Genomic DNA, 16,393 nt, shown 5'->3' with positions numbered 1-16,393 from the left:
TGGCTTTGTTAAACTTGGTTGTTGGTTTTCGCTCCACAAAGGAATGCTTCTAAGAAGAATCATCGCAGAGACAGGACGCCTTTTGTCTGTCTCGAAGCCACTCGTTTCAATCAACATAGATAAAAAATCAACACTATTCTTTAACACAGCCATTTTTTTAAAAGGGTTAAAATTAAGTTTGAATTTTAACAGCGCCTTATAAAAAAGCACAAGTGACTGTTAATAGATAAAAGGCTAAAGTCCCAGATTCCCTTTCCATCAACAAAATGTTCTTCATAGCTATTGTGACCGAATTTTTTGATGAGGGAGCTGTTTACTTTTTGTTTAACTGAGCCAAATGTAAAAATCCCCTATCGTCTAATGATAGGAGATTTTCTAAGATGTTTCAATGTTAATGGCTTTTACAAAAGTTATATTGAAGACGATGTCTGCAAAAAGACTATTATATATTCATAGTAAGCTTTAGATCCAGCCTCTGAAACGGCTGGCTTCAGCCATTTTTCTGACACCCACCATATAGGCAGCAAGTCTCATATCAACTCTTCTTGTCTGGGCTGTATCGTAAATACTGTTAAAGGATTTAACCATAACCTTCTCCAGCTTTTCTTCTACTTCTTCTTCAGTCCAGTAGTAGCCCTGGTTATTCTGTACCCATTCAAAATAAGAAACAGTTACTCCTCCCGCAGAAGCCAAAACATCAGGTACAAGAAGGATTCCGCGTTCTGTTAGGATTTCTGTAGCTTCGAGAGTAGTAGGGCCATTCGCTGCTTCAACTACGATACCCGCGCGAATATTATGTGCGTTTTCCTCGGTAATTTGATTTTCAATAGCGGCAGGAACAAGAATATCGCAATCAAGCTCCAATAGCTCTTTATTGGTAATTGTATTATTGAACAATTTTGTTACAGTTCCAAAGCTGTCACGGCGATCAAGCAAATATTCAATATCCAGACCATTAGCATCATATAAAGCACCATAGGCATCAGAAATACCCACAACTTTAGCTCCGGCATCATGCATGAATTTTGCTAGGTAGCTTCCTGCATTACCGAAGCCCTGGACAACCACTCTTGCCCCTTCTAATTCCATTCCTTTTTTCTTTGCTGCTTCACGGATACAAATGGTAACGCCTTTTGCGGTAGCTGATTCTCGGCCATGAGAACCGCCTAAAACAAGTGGTTTTCCAGTAATAAAGCCAGGAGAATTGAATTCATCTATTCTGCTGTATTCATCCATCATCCATGCCATAATTTGAGAGTTGGTAAACACGTCAGGTGCAGGAATATCCTTAGTTGGTCCAACAATCTGGCTAATGGCACGTACATATCCCCGGCTAAGTCTTTCAAGCTCACGAAATGACATATTACGAGGGTCGCAAACAATTCCGCCCTTTCCTCCGCCATAGGGAAGGTCAACGATACCACACTTTAAGCTCATCCATATAGAAAGTGCTTTGACTTCTCTTTCTGTAACATTTGGGTGGAAACGGATTCCGCCTTTTGTTGGTCCTACTGCATCGTTATGCTGGGCTCGGTAGCCAGTAAATATTTTTATAGATCCGTCATCCATTCTGACAGGAATTTTAACAGTCATTAGCCTTAGCGGCTCTTTTAATAATTCATAAACTTCTTCTGGATAACCCAATTTATCCAAAGCTTTATGGATAACAGTTTGAGTTGATTTCAATACATCATGTTTTTCTTCTTGGCTGGTATGTTCATTACCTTTCTCGGCTACCATTTGTAAACCTCCTAAAGATCTTCACTTTTACGAATGTTGTCCGCTTTCATGACATAGTATACACCTTTAAGTGATTTATGCAAGAACAAAAGTAGGCAAAAATGCGATATCAGTCAACTAATTGTAAACGCTGTCATAGTTATAAAAACTGAATACTTCTTACTATAAAAAGAGACTTGTAAACCGGGGATTAATGTATGCAAGAATGCATAAAGAGGCGGCAGACCCCTTTTCAGTATTTTAATAGACGATGCTACTTAAAATACTGAAGAATAGTTTCTACCGCAGTGTTTTTAACTATTAGTTTCCCGTATTCCTCCAGCCAATGAGGACTTACAATGGAAGCATCTCCATATTCGGCTAGTATGGCAGCTGCTTTTTCCAGATCTTCACCCTCTTTTTTCTGGAGATGATAAAAATACTGATTATTAATTGAATATAAATTGCCACCCTTGATTCCAGCAATATCTAAACTTTTGCACAGGCAAATAACATCCTCAAAGGCTTGAAAGATGAAAAGGAGATCGTCACAGCCTTCCAGCCTTACCTGCATTTCAATAAAACCATCATATAGGATTTCTTCATCAGAGGCATCATCAACGGTAATGATCATAATCATTCCCTGAGCCTGAAGCGAAAAAATTTCAACACCGACGGAACCTTCAAAATCTACATCAAACTCTTCGCTTGCTTCTTCGAGCATATCATGAAAAAGCTGGTGCCATTTAATCGAATCTTTCCATATATCTTCTTTGGACAGTCCCCTCTCAAACAAATCATCAGAGGATAATGAAATTTTTATTTTATTGGCTGTTAAGCGCTCCAAACGCATGATTTTGCCTCCTGCCATGACATTACTCTTGTTTTAGTCTATGTCAATGCAGGTCGATGGTGAATTGTCTACACTCCACCTATTTTTTCCACCAGCCATTCTTCCCATTCTTCACTTGTCCGGCCAACAAGAAAAGGCTCTACTTGGTTTCTCTGGGGCTGTTTAAGCGAATCAATTGCACTTCCGCCCAGCCCAATAGTTAAGAAGGGATATTTAGATGAAAGATGTTCTGCCAATTGTACAGCTGCTTTAATGTTTTCCCTTAATGTACAGGACATGAATAAAAATTTAGGGTTTGCTGTCTCCAAAACAGCATCTATATCATTTTCAGCCACTGTGGGGCCAAGGTAAATTACATCAAATCCCCTTCGTCTCAGAAAGAGCGTAAAAATCAATAAACCCATTTCATGCCATTCCCCTGGAGTGCAAACAGCAACCACCTTTGGAAGCATTGAATTTACAGGAAAACTGTGCAAAATCATACCAATTCTAGACCTTATGATTGCTGAAGCATAATGTTCATGTGCACTATTTATTTTTCCCTCTTCCCATAAATCACCCAATTTAACAAGAATGTGTCCAAGAATATCTATGACAACTTTGTCAGTAGTAAAAAGTGATAAATATTGATTAATAATATCTTGGGCTCTCATTTCATCAAAATGAATAAGAGCATCAAGCAATTCATCAAAACGGGATGAAAATTGGTCTTCTATTGGCTTGGTCAGTTCCGCTTTCATTTGATTTTTCTCTAATAATGCAACAGCCTGGCTGATCGTGAATCCCTGATTAACCTTATCAACAAGCCATTTTAAGATTTCAAGATGTTTTTCGGTATATAATCTATGGCCTGCCTCGTTGCGGATTGGTGCTATCATCTGATAACGTCTTTCCCATGCACGCAGAGTGCCCGGCTGTATTCCCAGTTTAACGGAAACTGCCTTAATATTATATTTTCCTTCCTCACTTGCCATTTGTTCTCCTCCGTATTAGAAAAACTTGACCTTCGCCAGGTCCTTTTGGCGGATGGCTTAGTTTTGCTTATCACGCTCAAAACGGGACATCCTCGAAAAAGCCTTTCCTTTTTTTTAGTGCGAGGCCAAGCAGCCGATGCTTTACTTGTCCTGTGCTTTAGCATGACTAGGACATCCAAGGAAATAGCTATCGCTTTTCCTTTGTTTGAAGCTGATAATGCTTTACTTATCCTGTCAGTCGTGTGTTCAGAAACTATTGATATAAATCTTGATCAGCTAAAGAAAATCCGGCGATGACTGAGCCTTAAGGTAATGGAGGATCAAGTGCTGCTCTTATCCGTTCAGAACTTATAAACATAAATCAAGATTAGCTTACAGCGCTAAGTTAGACGTATTTTAGTAAAACACTTTTTATAAGTTAAGAAAACTCATTGAATCCTTTAAAAATTTATATTCATATTATAACGGACTTGTTTGTTGTACGTAAGACTTTGATGTGCAGCAAAACAGATCGGCTTATTTCCCTGTAATAGTAATGAGGTGGCATTGAGCAGGTGCACCAAGTCTTAAGGGAAGGGAAGTGGTTCCATAGCCATTGCTGATCAGAATTGTGCTATTTCCAACCTTTTTTATTCCGCCTCTTTTGTAAGGACTGTAGCCCAGTATATGGATTTGGCCTCCATGAGTATGTCCGCTTAAGATTAAACTTATGTTATGCTCTGGCATTATTCTCCCTATTATCTGAGGATTATGGCTGACAAGAATTTTGAAACTTTCTGGATCTGCATCATTTAGGGCAAGGTCCAGCCGGTCCCTCTCCTTGGCGATATCATCAATTCCAAGAAGGGACAATTTTTCTCCTTCATTTGATTCAAAAGTTACTGCCGTATTATCCAAAATTTTAACATTGTTCTCCAGAAGGCTGGCATCCAGCAAATGATAATCTACTTCGTAATCGTTATTTCCCCAAACAAAATAGACAGGTCCGGCCTTCCTTAGTTTCCGAATATTGTTATTTACTCTCTCAAAAGGGACTCCTTTTTCAGTTAGGTCTCCTCCAATTATCACGATATCTGCCTTCCCGACTGTTGAAATCACACTATCAGAAATGGTACGTCTATGAATATCAGATATAAAGAAAATCGAAATTTCACCAAGAGTTTTCGGAAATTCAGAAAATGCCAAGTTATGAACCTCTACATTATTGGAGAAAGCTTCTTTAAGCATATATAGCAAAAGTCCTGCCATTCCTATTGCGACTATTAAAAAAGCCGTTAATATAATCATTCAAAAGTATCCCCTTATATATTTTTTTCTAAAAATATATGGAAATCATAACATAAATCACAATAAAACAGAAAAGGACCAAAGCCTGAACCGGCCCAATATAATATAGAAAGGTAAGGCTAAAAATAATAAACAGCAGTATAAGATCCCCGGCTTTAAAGGATGCCTGCCGCTTAATGACTAAAATGCATCTCTGGATTGCTTCCTTGATTAAGTTCCCATTAATGACAAATCCAGCAGTAAATGCTAGTGCAGCCGTAAAAAACCTTACCGGATCCACGACCAAGGTCAAAAAGAAATCTGCTGCTATAAAGGGATTTGGTATGGGAACCCATTTTATATAAAGATAACCAAACAGCATACCTGCTAAAATTCTAACTAAGTTTCTCAACATAAAAATCCCTCCCATAAAAGTGTATGAGAGGGAAGATTTTTATTTCATAAGATTAGTCTTCGTGAATGTCCAAAATGCGAAATCCATGCTCTTCAAGTTTTTTAACAAACTTCTCCACATTTTCCTTTTTCTCTACCTTTAAGACAATCCTGCGAACAAGTTTATCCGTTTCATCAAAAGTTACAAGTGAAATAATATGTTCATGGAATTGATGGGCAATTTCTGCAAGCCTTGCAATTCGTCCTTCTGTTTCAACAGAGGTAAAAGCAATTCTTATCCCAGGACGATTAACGCCAAATGCACTCTCAAACTGCGCCATAACGTCAAATCGGGTTACAATCCCCAGAAATTTCTTTTGATTATCAGCAACTGCTAATAGCGGGAAACTTTTTAACTCCAAAAGAGTGGTTTCAAACAGTTCATTTCCTTCGAGGTATTTATCCTGATTGGTGGCAATGTTCCTTACCAGAGTTTTTTCAAGAAATTCTTCACGCTCCATACCTGATTCGAAGAAATTCAAATATATTCTGTAGCGAGTTAAGACTCCGAAATAAAGATCTCCATCGAGAACCGGAATTCCGTCTATTTGATGCTCTTCAAGTTTTTCCAGAGCAGACTTTAAATTTTCATCCTGCTGGACCGTTACACAGTTAAATTTCGGAATCATAATGCTTTTTACGAACATATCCATCACCTCAAATTTTGAAATCATAACTTCCTATTTATATTTCAACATATCTTTAAAAATCCCTTTTCAGTTTCATAAATTTCAGTTATAAAAAAAATTAAATCTCATAAAATGAAACGATATATTGACAAAAAGGAGGTCCATCAATGAATCCACATCACAAAGCATACAATCCTTATATCAGCCCTTTTGATCCTTGCCCCCCCATTCAAACTAAAACTTATTCAACCCCACCTCATTTGTATATGGGATTTCAGCCATTAAACCTTGAACAATTTACTCCTGCAGAAGCCTTAAGGGCAGGAACACTATGGAAACCATTTTTTGATCCCTACTTCAGTCCACATGAACTGGCTAAAGGAGGCGGACAGTCGTGACTCAGGTTCCTGCAGAATATTATCAATTAATGGAACAGCTGCAAGCTGTTGATTTTGTTTTAGTTGAGCTAACCCTGTATTTGGATACCCATCCTGGAGATCAGCAAAGCATTCAGCAGTTCAATCAATTTGCAAAAGAGAGAAAACGTCTTAAAAAGTTATTTGAAAGCCAATTTGGCCCGCTTTTGCAATATGGCAACAGTTATTCTGCCTATCCATGGAACTGGTCTGAATCTCCATGGCCATGGGAAGTGTAGGAACAGGGAGGGATTATACCATATGTGGGTTTACGAAAAGAAACTTCAATATCCAGTAAGAGTCAGCGGCTGCAACCCCATGCTGGCCAAGTTTTTAATTGAACAATATGGCGGAGCCGACGGGGAATTGGCAGCCGCTTTAAGATACTTAAACCAAAGATATACAATACCAGGCAAGGTGATAGGCCTTCTAAATGATATTGGTACAGAAGAACTTGCCCACCTAGAAATGATTGCAACAATGGTTTATAAATTAACTAAAGATGCAACCCCTGATCAAATGAAGGCTGCTGGCCTTGGGGAGCATTATGCTGATCATGATAAGGCATTATTTTATCATAATGCTGCAGGTGAACCATGGTCTGCCAAGTATATACAGGCAAAAGGCGACCCTATCGCTGACTTGTATGAGGATATCGCGGCAGAGGAAAAAGCCAGAGCAACTTACCAATGGATTATTAATATGAGTGACGATCCTGATTTAAATGACGGGCTTCGTTTTCTTAGAGAAAGGGAAATCATCCACTCACAAAGATTTAGAGAGGCCGTTGAGATTCTCAAAGATGAAAGAGACCGCAAAGTGATTTTCTAATATATTTCCAATAATAAAAAGCAGCCGCAGCTGCTTTTTATTTATTCTCATGGAATAGATTAATGTCATATTCTTTTTTCATCATATCAAATACCAGATGCCGGTTCGCCCATTCATCTTCTTTTTTCCATAAATCCTTGCTTCGATCAACAATCTCACATCTTAGGGCATGATATTCTTTCTCAAACTTTTCCCGTTTTTCCCTTAATAGATTCATTAAACCATACAATCCAACACATACCGTAAGGAAAAATAAGTTATTTGAATCATTTACGAAGGCAGAAAACATAGCAGCAAACGAATAGGAATAGTTAACTCCTACCGTATAATACAAATAACCAAAATAAAAAGTAGCCATTCCTATGGTTGCCCAAACTGAAATAAGATGACGAAATTTAAAACGTTCGAATTTCTCTTTTCTTTTCACAACATTTTCCAGCATCTGTTTTGTCGCCATATCTGTTCTGTTATCCAGCTGAAGAATTGAAGATCTCATCTTAACCCCCTCCATTCCTCCTACATATGTATGAACTTGTCCTTTAATATATACATGGAATGGAAAATGCACTAAAAAATGAGACGACTAATTAAAATAATAAAACACAAAAAGCTGACATAAGTAAGTCAGCTTTAATTATTTAATGGAATTTTAAGAACTTGTCCAGTTTCGATTTCATTATTTTGAATATGATTTGCCTCTTTAATGGTATTGATACCAGCCTGAGAATTATAGTATTTCATGGCTATCCGGAAAATGGTCTCTTTAGGCTGAACCGTATGATAGACTACTTTTCCGATCGGTTGTGGCGTTTGCGGTGTCTCCTGTTTTTTCTCGGCTGGTGGTACGGCAGCAATTTTCTGAACTGGCTGTTTTTTACCTGGAGCCTCTACAGGAGTACTGTTTTTATCCGTATCTTTCGTACCTGATAAATCAGGAGGTGAATTAGGGATAGTCAATATTTTATTGTTTTCAGCAACATTAACCTTGGGTTCATCTGCCTTTTGGCTTTCAGCAGGTTTTTCTTTATTGCTGCTGCTCTTTTCTGCCTTATATTTTTCAATGCTTACCGTATCATATCCACCTTCTCCACCGGAAACTTTACGATGAACAGAAAAGTCTTTTCCGTTTATATAGGAATACGCACTAAAAATCGTTACAGGCAGAAGTATAAAAAACAGGACAAGCAATCTAATTACCGGATATTTTATCTTCCATTTCGTTTTCTTCTTCTTACTGCGATGGAGCTCTTCTCTGGGAGGAAGCGTTTCTTTTGCTGCCGGCTTTACATTTATCTTTTCAATTCTCTGCCTTAGGCGCTCAGCCTGGTCACGATATGGATCTTCTTTACTCATTTTGCAACCCTTCCTGTTCAGTATTACGGGAGTAATTCTTAAATTTTATGTGCAGTCCGAGCAGAAAGTCAATTGTAAAATGCATCACAATTGTTACTGCCAGATTGCCGGTCCATTCGTAAATAAAACCAATAAAAAAGCTCAAAGTTACAATATTTATGAATAAAAACCAATTGAATAAATACCGGTAATGAATAAGAGCAAAAATAAAACTTGCGATAATAAGACCTGTTTTAGTTTGGATAACTCCCCTAAATAGAATTTCCTCGCTTATGGCCACTATAGCTGCAATGAAGGCTGTATGAAAGACATTCCTATTGCGGAATATCTTTTCATTAAGGCCCCCATCATCATACAGGGAATTAGGCAAGAGCCTCATTAGTAAGATATCCAATAAAACAACAGCCATTCCGCATCCAGCGCCGACCCAGAGAATTTTCGTGTCTTGCCAGTTCATATTTTTCAAAAAAGAAAAATCATCATACATAATAATACCTAAAACAATTGTTATCGTTAATAGTACTATTTGAGTAAGGTAAAGGTGAAATAACAGTTCTTTGTCACTCAGTTGAGAAACTAGTTCATTTTGCCTATTTTTCATTTTGGAGCACTCTCATTAATCAATAATTTCCTCAAAAAACCTTTCCACATAAGATACTCCTCTTTTTCCCCCTCTTGCGGTACCCGGGATTCATAGTTTTGCAAATTCACACCGCAAATATCACAGCATTGGGATGGAGTGATTTGAGTGTCACCATTTTCATTAAAATACTGAAGGATGTTCAGCCTTCGGCATTCAGCAGAGTCAATCCAAGTTTTCATTTTAAAAATATTGGTATGTTTTGAAGCCAGCCGCTCTTCAACAAATCTTTTCATTTTATCTCGAATTAACTCCAGTGGGATACCTTCTATTAAATGTACAGAAAGAAAGTCTTCCACTAAACGCCATTGTACCTCTGTAAAGCCTCCCATCTTTCTTAAGTCCGGTGAAATCGTGCTATTTTCCTTCAAGAAATCGGGGTTTGATTTTAGGGAAGAAAAAAACCAATCAAGCTGGGCGGATGAAGGTAATTCGCCCTCCGCAAGCTGGAAAGGAAGCTGTTCGTCTCCCGGAACATATAAAAGGATGGCCACACTGGGACCTTTATCCCTGCCTGCTCTTCCTACCTCCTGAAGATAGGATTCCAATTGAAGCGGCATATGAAAATGGACAACATACCTTATATTATCCTTATTTACTCCCATGCCAAAAGCACTTGTCGCACAGATAATATCAAGCTGCCCATTCAAAAATTGCTGCTGAACTAAAATACGCTGTTCCTGTTCCATGCCGCCATGATAGGCCATAACTCTTCCAACACCTTTTCCCCTTAAAAAGGAAGCCGTTTGATCGGCAACTTTCTTACTGGAGAAATAAATAATTCCTGGAGGCTGGAGCTCTTGGACCAATTGAAAAAGCCTATCAAATTTTTCATTATAGCGGTTCCACTTCTCCACTACTAATGCGATATTAGGCCGGTCTACTGTTGTAACTACTCGATTTGCATTACTCAGCCCAAGGGAGTTAAGAATATCCTCACGCACCTTTTCCGTAGCAGTTGCCGTTAAGGCAAGAGTAATCGGGTTTCCTAATTTTTTTCTAAGCTCCCCAAGCTTTAAATAATCAGGCCGAAAATCATAACCCCATTGGGAAATACAGTGGGCTTCATCTACAGCAAATAGTGAAACCTTTATATCCTGCAGTCTGTTAACAACCCAATCTGAATTAACCATTTCAGGGGAAATAAAAATAAACTTATACTGATCCAGATGATTCATGGCATATCTTTTTTCTTCCTGAGATAAAAAGGAATTAAGAGCAATAACCCGTTTCTCTCCCATTTTCATCATTTGGTCAACCTGGTCCTGCATTAAAGAAAGCAGCGGAGAAATTATCAAAACTGCTCCCTCAAGCAGATATCCTGGAAACTGATAGCAAAGTGACTTTCCAGTTCCTGTAGGAAGCATTGCAAGAGTGTGTTTTTTCTCCAATATGGAGGTAATAACTTCTTTCTGGCCAGGTTTAAAATAAGAATAGCCAAAGTATTGATATAAAATTTTCTCTAATTCCATTACTATTCACCTAGTTTCGCAAGGACAAGCCGAATTTCAAAATAATTGGCCTGCGGAACACTTTCCCTAATCGTTTTAAGCTGCCGCGTAGGCGATGACTTCGCAGCACCTATTATTTCACCCTGGACTTCCTTCTTTACAAAAGAATGAATCGAAAAATCTTTTACATTTAACGCGATTTCTACAATATGGTCTTCAATGGTACTTTTTTTCAGCCTTCTAATTGAAGGTAATTTTTCAAAAGGGATTCCCCTTTGCAAAAGCTCATAAGTTTTACGTGAAGACAATGTCAGCACAAGAGATGGATCCGTTTCCATTAAGAGATCTGTAAGGATGGAATAACTTTCTGGATTTTTCTCCAGGTCCTGTATTAAAAAATGAAGCAGGTTTAAAAACTCTATATGATAGGCTGTTCTTTCCATTTTCAATTCATCCGCAGCCTGCATGGAGGTTAGCCCGATGATCTGGTGGCCGGTTAGTCTTAAGCTAAGTACTAATGGATTCAGTCCTTCTCCTCTTTCAAGACAGGAAGTAAGTTCATTAAAAAGCTTTTTTCCGATTTCTGCTCTGTCCATACTATGCTTTCTTAGAACATTTTTTAGCCACTGATGGATCTCTTTTCCCTTCTGTATAGGAATGTATTTGTTTTCCTGATACACAAGATTGGAGACAACCTGGACAAGTATGGATATTCTCTCCCATACCAGTTGTGTTAAAGGGTGATACTTTAAACCATCTAGATAGACAGGCAGGGGCCGTTCTTTAAGCAGCAATTCAAGAAAGGCATTCCCTTTTTCAGTCATTGTATAATGCTGAGGCTCTAATTCTGATTGCAGAATATAACCTTGTTTAGACATGGAGTGTACTGCCTCTTCTAATGAACTTCTTGTTAAAGTCATAAAGACGCCAAAAAATTTTGTTAGGGAGAAAAGGTGGGCATCCTGTATGGTTTGAGCTGACTTCTTTCCTTTTAGAAGGTGATAGACTGAATATATTGTCCGTTCGCCGTTTAACTGCTTTAAACAGTATAGAATGATCAAATCAAAATAAGCCATATTGCCAGCCCCCCTTAATCTTCCGAAGATAAATTACATGCCTGCGAGAGTGTTTTTACGTGCTTTTTCTTTCCCTCTATTTTAACATGAAACATAATGAACTGCTGTTGTTTATTGTTGAAAATTGAAGAAATCTGAAGGTGAAACCCTTGCGTGATAAGCATTCTCATTACATTTACTATTGAAAAGTTAGACATTCAGTTTTACAATAGAACTTGAGGAATACGTTTCCATGTAACCATGGAAATAGGGTTTGAATATCTGCTTAATTTACTGGGAGGTTTTTTTACATGGCAAAGTATACAATTGTTGACAAAGAAACTTGCATCGCATGTGGTGCCTGTGGAGCAGCTGCTCCAGACATCTATGATTATGATGATGAAGGCATTGCATATGTAACTCTTGATGACAACGAAGGTATCGTTGAAATTCCGGATGTATTAGAAGACGACATGATGGATGCATTCGAAGGCTGCCCAACTGATTCTATTAAAGTTGCTGATGAGCCATTTGACGGCAACCCTACTAAGTTCGAATAATTTCAATTTTTAAAAATATACTTAGAGCTGCCCTTCACTCAGTTGAAGGGCTTTTCTTGTTCACAAATACACAAAAGCGGCAGGAGACTCCTGCCGCTTAAATTATTATTTTTGTTAGAATCCGCAAAACCTGCTGCTCTTTTAAATCAAGCGTGGGGCTCAAAAGTAAAAGCTAACTGCCCTTTTATATACTTAGGCATTCTGTTTAGCAATCCAAGGCTGCATTTTAAAGAATAGCAGCAAGAAGATGGCTGACATGATAATCCCTTTCACAAAATTAAAAGGCAGAATGGCTGTTGTCACCATTTTATAAGTTGCATCGGCTGACATCGCTGGTGAATGAAGGAAAAACGTGTATGAAGGCAATATAACAAAGTAATTAAGGACACTCATCATTATTGCCATGATAATAGTGCCAATCACCAATGAAATAGTCATTCCTTTTTTTGATTTCAGTTTTATATACATAAAGTATACTGGCAATACAAACAGGACTCCGGCTACAAAGTTAGCCATATGTCCAACTGGTACGCCCGTGGCACTTCCTGTCGCAAAGTAATTTAAAATGTTTTTGAATAACTCCACTAACACACCAGCAAGCGGTCCAAAAATTAAAGCAGCGATCAATGCAGGGATGTCGCTAAAATCAATCATTAAAAAATTAGGAAATGGCGGCAGCGGAAAATTTAAAAGCATTAGGATATACGCTAAACCGCTTAACATTCCAATCGATACAGTTGCTTTAACACTTAGTTTTTTCATTTTTCCTCTCTCCTTTGTGATCCATCCACTTCAGAAGAAAGGTTCAGCATAAGCAATCTTGCCTTTTAAAAATAAAATCCCCCAAGTTTACAACTTGAGGGAGAATAAAAGGCACGCTTAATAAATGTTCAAAACCTGCTTTTTTGAACATTTGCAGAACCTCCATCTTCTCCCATCCAGACTTTACTGTCGGCTTTGGAATCTCACCAAATCCTGCCCAAAAGGCTCGCGGGCTTAGAGATAATTATCTCATCACCGCCGGTCGGGAATTTCACCCAGCCCCGAAGATAGACCTATATTATGTTATACGAACTCATTATACTAAAAGAAAGAAGATGTGTGAAGAAAAAAACATTTAAAAGAGGCTGGATTTTCCTCCAACCTGCATCCCTTTGCAAAAAAAACAATTGTTTAACCCATTTATTTTTGGATGGAACCTAAAACGAGAACCTGATTAGGAAAAATAACATCTGAGGAGAGCCTGTTCAGTTCCTTTATTTTTTCAATCGCCAGGTGTGTTTCTTTAGAAATGGAAATAAGGGTGTCACCCTTTCTCACAATGTATTGATTGCCTGATTCTTGCTGAATCTTCAGCACCTGACCCGGAAGAATTTTGTCTTCAGTCATGTTATTCATTTTTTTAATCAAATCAGCATCGGAATGGTTTTTTTTAGCAATTGACCAGAGTGTATCACCATTTAAAACGGTATATGAGCTCACGGTCTGAATATTTTTCTGATCCCCGTTTGCCTTTTGCTCCACTTCGTTTTCTTCATATCTGGATAGTGCCTCCATAGCGCCTTCGGAATTCTTAATGCTGCCTGCATGAACAGTTTCACCTACATGAGCTAACCCAAGAACCATTTCAGGATTTAAAGCATGTTTTTTATCAAATGTCCATTCCGTTTCATGTACTTCAAAGTGCAAATGGACACCTGTGGATTCACCTGTAGAACCCATAAGCCCAATCAGGGCTCCTCGCTTTAACTGCTGTCCTTCCATGACGAGACGTTTGCTTAAATGGGCATAAACTGTCACAAAATTGCTGGGATGCTTTACAAAAATAACATTTCCATATGTATCCGATAAATATGACTTCTCCACGACTCCATCGTCTACTGAATATATTTTAGTACCCGCAGTTCCGGCTATATCAATTCCTTTATGTTCGCCATGCCTTGTCCCAAATTTATCAGTAATGACCCCGTCAGCGGGCCATTTCCATTCGAGGCTGGTATTATTATCATCAAGCATGCTTGCCTGAGGGTGCCTGACTCCTAGAAACAACAGACTGACAAGGAGCATCATAATTCCTGCAATCAAAAACCGTACTATGTATTCCCGCATTCTTTTCCTCCTTATATTGCAATCCTCTGTACTCACCTTATGTCATCGTTTTTACGAATAGAACCAGAAGTCATGCAGGCACTTAAAAAGGACACTGTTATATTTTGGAGTTTTTTGTTAAATTTATTCTAAAATTATAAAAAAAAGATCAGTCATGAAGACTGATCCGGCAATCTATTTATGAAGCGGCCTATAATTTGGGCCAACTGGAACCTTATTTTCCACAGTTAAATCAAAAGGTCCTAATTTATCTATAGGAGGATTGAGTATTTTAACCTTTTCTAGTCCAAAGTCTTTTGCCGTTAATAAAAGTGCTTCATACGACTGTATAACGGATGGCTCATCTGACATTGTCGCTCCTGGAGCAAATTTCACCAAAAGAGTTTTACCCTTAATTGAAACCTTTTCAGAAATTAATTTGGCAGGCAAAGATGCTTTCAAGTTGGAAGTTGGCAAATCCTTTTCCATCGCCAGGATTGCTTCCCTTATTGTCTTATAGGAATCTGCAGTAGGAACGAGGAAAATAGTCCCTTTTCCTTCAGGTTCATGTTTCAGGAACGCCCTGTTTTTTCCTGGTACTATTTCATCCTCTTGCTTGTCTCCGTAGTTCCCTAGCATAATACCTGAATTCGGCTGACCATCCGTTGTATATTTAATTTTCTTCACGTTACTATTTGATTCTGCAAGGCGCAAAAGGACATTCACAAAGGAAGTTTCATTCTCTGATCCTTCCGCATAAGGGTGATTTGCAGGTACATCCACATTTAAGGTATTTTCCTTTTCATTAAATGACAATTTTGCTTTTAAAGGATAATAATCAGTTAATCCCCACTCATCTTCATCAAGAGCAGACATATTTTCGTTTATCAGATCGATCCAATTTTTACTTGTATCTGGAGGTACAACAGTTGTGACAGGAACAAGACTCATCGCCTGTTTATCAGGAATCCAATAGGTTAACACCCTACCTTCAGCAGCTTTATCATCGTACAGTGCAGTAACCTCAGACAGTGCATTTAGCACAGAAACTTTTTTCCCTGTATCCATCTTTCCATGGGTAACATCTGAACCAGCTGCATCTTTTGAAGCAGCTTCATAATTCGAATCCTTTTTAGGCTCTGTTTTCAGAGCCGTGGCCCTGTCGCCGCTATTAGCGGTCTTCATGCTTCCAGCTGAAGACATATCTTCCATTTCCGTTTTATCGGAACTGCCTCCAAACTGAAATAACCCTGGTGAAAGAATTAATATTAAAATGGCTGCTGCCGCCGCTGCAAATCCTGGCATGATCCATGTTCTAGTTCTTCTATTATGTTTTTCTTTTTTTACGGAAAGGCTTTGAAAAATCTCGTGGGGGTGGCGATGATCTTTTATTTTAGGCATTTGCCTGAGGAGGTCTTCTAGCTGTTTATCGCTCCACTCTAACTTTCTCACTTTTATCACCCTCCCTTTCCAGCAATAGTTCCATTTGTTTCTTTAAAACATTTAGTGCTCTGTGCTGGGTGGTCTTTACCTTACTTTCGGTCCAGCCCAGGGCTTCAGCTGTTTCCACAATAGAAAGCTCTTGCAAATACCTCAGGATAACTACTGTACGCTGATCTACCGTACATGCATCCATTGCCTCATACATCCAGCGGATTTCATCCTTTTGGATTGCAATTTGCTCAGGAATTGGATGCTCATCTTTAACCTGCTGAGTATCCCAGTCAAATTTTTCAAGTAATCTTTGTTTCCATCCCTTTTGCTTTCGAAAAGAATCAATCGCCACATTTCTTGCTATTGAAAACAGCCATGTCTTTTCACTGCTTTTTCCTTCAAATTTCCCATAAGACTTTAATACCCTTATATAAACCTCTTGAACTAGGTCTTCTGCTTGTTCTCTATTTTTTACAAGGTAAAAAAGAAATTGGAAAACGTCCTGATGGTATTTCTCATACAGCTTATCAAAAACGGAGTCCATTGGTTTTCCTCCCCGTTCAATTTAATAGTCGTCTTTTCTATCTAAAAAGTTACATCTTTAAATATAATCTGTTTCACATAAAATTTAAAGGTATATTTTGCCAAAAGGACCAAAGCTCCTATAAAAT

General features: G+C 38.3%; 19 protein-coding genes and 1 riboswitch. Of the genes, 4 read left to right on the top strand and 15 right to left on the bottom strand.

Annotation, left to right across the window (positions count from 1 at the left end; all coding sequences use genetic code 11):
- Positions 1–462: 462 nt before the first annotated feature.
- From G8761_RS00495 to G8761_RS00470, 6 genes are all read right to left on the bottom strand, one after another.
- Positions 463–1,740, bottom strand: coding sequence for a Glu/Leu/Phe/Val family dehydrogenase (locus G8761_RS00495; protein WP_166022593.1), 1,278 nt, complete (start codon positions 1,738–1,740; stop codon positions 463–465).
- A gap of 253 nt (positions 1,741–1,993) precedes the next feature.
- Positions 1,994–2,572 (bottom strand): adaptor protein MecA, encoded by a 579-nt coding sequence (locus tag G8761_RS00490; protein ID WP_166022590.1) that lies wholly within the window; start codon positions 2,570–2,572, stop codon positions 1,994–1,996.
- Positions 2,573–2,640: 68 nt separating this feature from the next.
- Complete coding sequence (locus G8761_RS00485) at positions 2,641–3,546, bottom strand: MerR family transcriptional regulator (RefSeq protein WP_166022588.1); 906 nt, start codon at positions 3,544–3,546, stop codon at positions 2,641–2,643.
- A 516-nt stretch (positions 3,547–4,062) separates the two neighbouring features.
- On the bottom strand, positions 4,063–4,833 hold the full coding sequence (locus tag G8761_RS00480) for a metallophosphoesterase (RefSeq protein ID WP_166022586.1): 771 nt from the start codon (positions 4,831–4,833) through the stop codon (positions 4,063–4,065).
- A gap of 28 nt (positions 4,834–4,861) precedes the next feature.
- On the bottom strand, positions 4,862–5,227 hold the full coding sequence (locus tag G8761_RS00475) for a hypothetical protein (protein WP_166022584.1): 366 nt from the start codon (positions 5,225–5,227) through the stop codon (positions 4,862–4,864).
- A gap of 52 nt (positions 5,228–5,279) precedes the next feature.
- Positions 5,280–5,912 carry a CBS domain-containing protein gene (locus tag G8761_RS00470; protein ID WP_166023281.1) on the bottom strand — a complete coding sequence of 211 codons (633 nt, stop codon included), beginning with the start codon at positions 5,910–5,912 and terminating at the stop codon, positions 5,280–5,282.
- 149 nt (positions 5,913–6,061) lie between these two features.
- Between G8761_RS00470 and G8761_RS00465 the strand changes: the two genes are divergently transcribed.
- Genes G8761_RS00465 through G8761_RS00455 form a run of 3 tightly spaced genes read left to right on the top strand, consistent with a single transcriptional unit; the run spans position 6,062 to position 7,141 of the window.
- Entirely contained in the window at positions 6,062–6,292 is a 231-nt protein-coding gene (locus tag G8761_RS00465; RefSeq protein WP_027323791.1) for a spore coat associated protein CotJA, read from the top strand.
- Entirely contained in the window at positions 6,289–6,549 is a 261-nt protein-coding gene (locus tag G8761_RS00460; protein WP_166022582.1) for a spore coat protein CotJB, read from the top strand. Before G8761_RS00465 ends, G8761_RS00460 begins: the two co-directional genes overlap by 4 nt.
- A gap of 22 nt (positions 6,550–6,571) precedes the next feature.
- Positions 6,572–7,141, top strand: a complete 570-nt coding sequence (locus G8761_RS00455) for a manganese catalase family protein (protein ID WP_166022580.1) — start codon at positions 6,572–6,574, stop codon at positions 7,139–7,141.
- Positions 7,142–7,178: 37 nt separating this feature from the next.
- On the opposite strand, the gene G8761_RS00450 is transcribed toward G8761_RS00455, so the two are convergent.
- The 5 genes from G8761_RS00450 to G8761_RS00430 form a co-directional block, all read right to left on the bottom strand.
- Positions 7,179–7,637: a YpbF family protein gene (locus tag G8761_RS00450; protein WP_166022578.1), complete on the bottom strand. Its 459-nt coding sequence runs from the start codon at positions 7,635–7,637 to the stop codon at positions 7,179–7,181.
- A gap of 134 nt (positions 7,638–7,771) precedes the next feature.
- Positions 7,772–8,494: a LysM peptidoglycan-binding domain-containing protein gene (locus G8761_RS00445; RefSeq protein WP_166022576.1), complete on the bottom strand. Its 723-nt coding sequence runs from the start codon at positions 8,492–8,494 to the stop codon at positions 7,772–7,774.
- Entirely contained in the window at positions 8,487–9,095 is a 609-nt protein-coding gene (locus G8761_RS00440; RefSeq protein ID WP_166022574.1) for a CPBP family intramembrane glutamic endopeptidase, read from the bottom strand. Before G8761_RS00440 ends, G8761_RS00445 begins: the two co-directional genes overlap by 8 nt.
- The gene (locus G8761_RS00435) at positions 9,092–10,606 is read right to left on the bottom strand and encodes a RecQ family ATP-dependent DNA helicase (RefSeq protein WP_166022572.1); all 1,515 of its coding nucleotides are present in this window, start codon (positions 10,604–10,606) and stop codon (positions 9,092–9,094) included. The genes G8761_RS00440 and G8761_RS00435 overlap by 4 nt, the downstream gene beginning before the upstream one ends.
- A gap of 2 nt (positions 10,607–10,608) precedes the next feature.
- Positions 10,609–11,661, bottom strand: coding sequence for a YpbB family protein (locus tag G8761_RS00430; protein ID WP_166022570.1), 1,053 nt, complete (start codon positions 11,659–11,661; stop codon positions 10,609–10,611).
- A gap of 290 nt (positions 11,662–11,951) precedes the next feature.
- Between G8761_RS00430 and G8761_RS00425 the strand changes: the two genes are divergently transcribed.
- Positions 11,952–12,200: a ferredoxin gene (locus G8761_RS00425; protein ID WP_166022568.1), complete on the top strand. Its 249-nt coding sequence runs from the start codon at positions 11,952–11,954 to the stop codon at positions 12,198–12,200.
- A 192-nt stretch (positions 12,201–12,392) separates the two neighbouring features.
- Here the strand turns inward: G8761_RS00425 and G8761_RS00420 are convergent, their stop codons facing one another.
- The 4 genes from G8761_RS00420 to sigX all read right to left on the bottom strand — a co-directional run bounded on the left by G8761_RS00420 (position 12,393) and on the right by sigX (position 16,266).
- Positions 12,393–12,962: an ECF transporter S component gene (locus G8761_RS00420; protein ID WP_166022566.1), complete on the bottom strand. Its 570-nt coding sequence runs from the start codon at positions 12,960–12,962 to the stop codon at positions 12,393–12,395.
- 160 nt (positions 12,963–13,122) lie between these two features.
- A riboswitch (FMN riboswitch) is annotated at positions 13,123–13,255 on the bottom strand.
- A gap of 127 nt (positions 13,256–13,382) precedes the next feature.
- Complete coding sequence (locus G8761_RS00415) at positions 13,383–14,309, bottom strand: M23 family metallopeptidase (protein ID WP_166022564.1); 927 nt, start codon at positions 14,307–14,309, stop codon at positions 13,383–13,385.
- 174 nt (positions 14,310–14,483) lie between these two features.
- Positions 14,484–15,740, bottom strand: coding sequence for a hypothetical protein (locus tag G8761_RS00410; protein ID WP_166022562.1), 1,257 nt, complete (start codon positions 15,738–15,740; stop codon positions 14,484–14,486).
- Positions 15,715–16,266: an RNA polymerase sigma factor SigX gene (gene sigX, locus G8761_RS00405; RefSeq protein ID WP_166022560.1), complete on the bottom strand. Its 552-nt coding sequence runs from the start codon at positions 16,264–16,266 to the stop codon at positions 15,715–15,717. The genes G8761_RS00410 and sigX overlap by 26 nt, the downstream gene beginning before the upstream one ends.
- Between the last annotated feature and the right edge of the window lie 127 nt (positions 16,267–16,393).

Origin of the sequence: Neobacillus terrae (assembly GCF_011393025.1) — a bacterium.
Classification (GTDB): domain Bacteria; phylum Bacillota; class Bacilli; order Bacillales; family Cytobacillaceae; genus Neobacillus_A; species Neobacillus_A terrae.
This window is presented reverse-complemented; position numbering and strand designations above follow the sequence as displayed.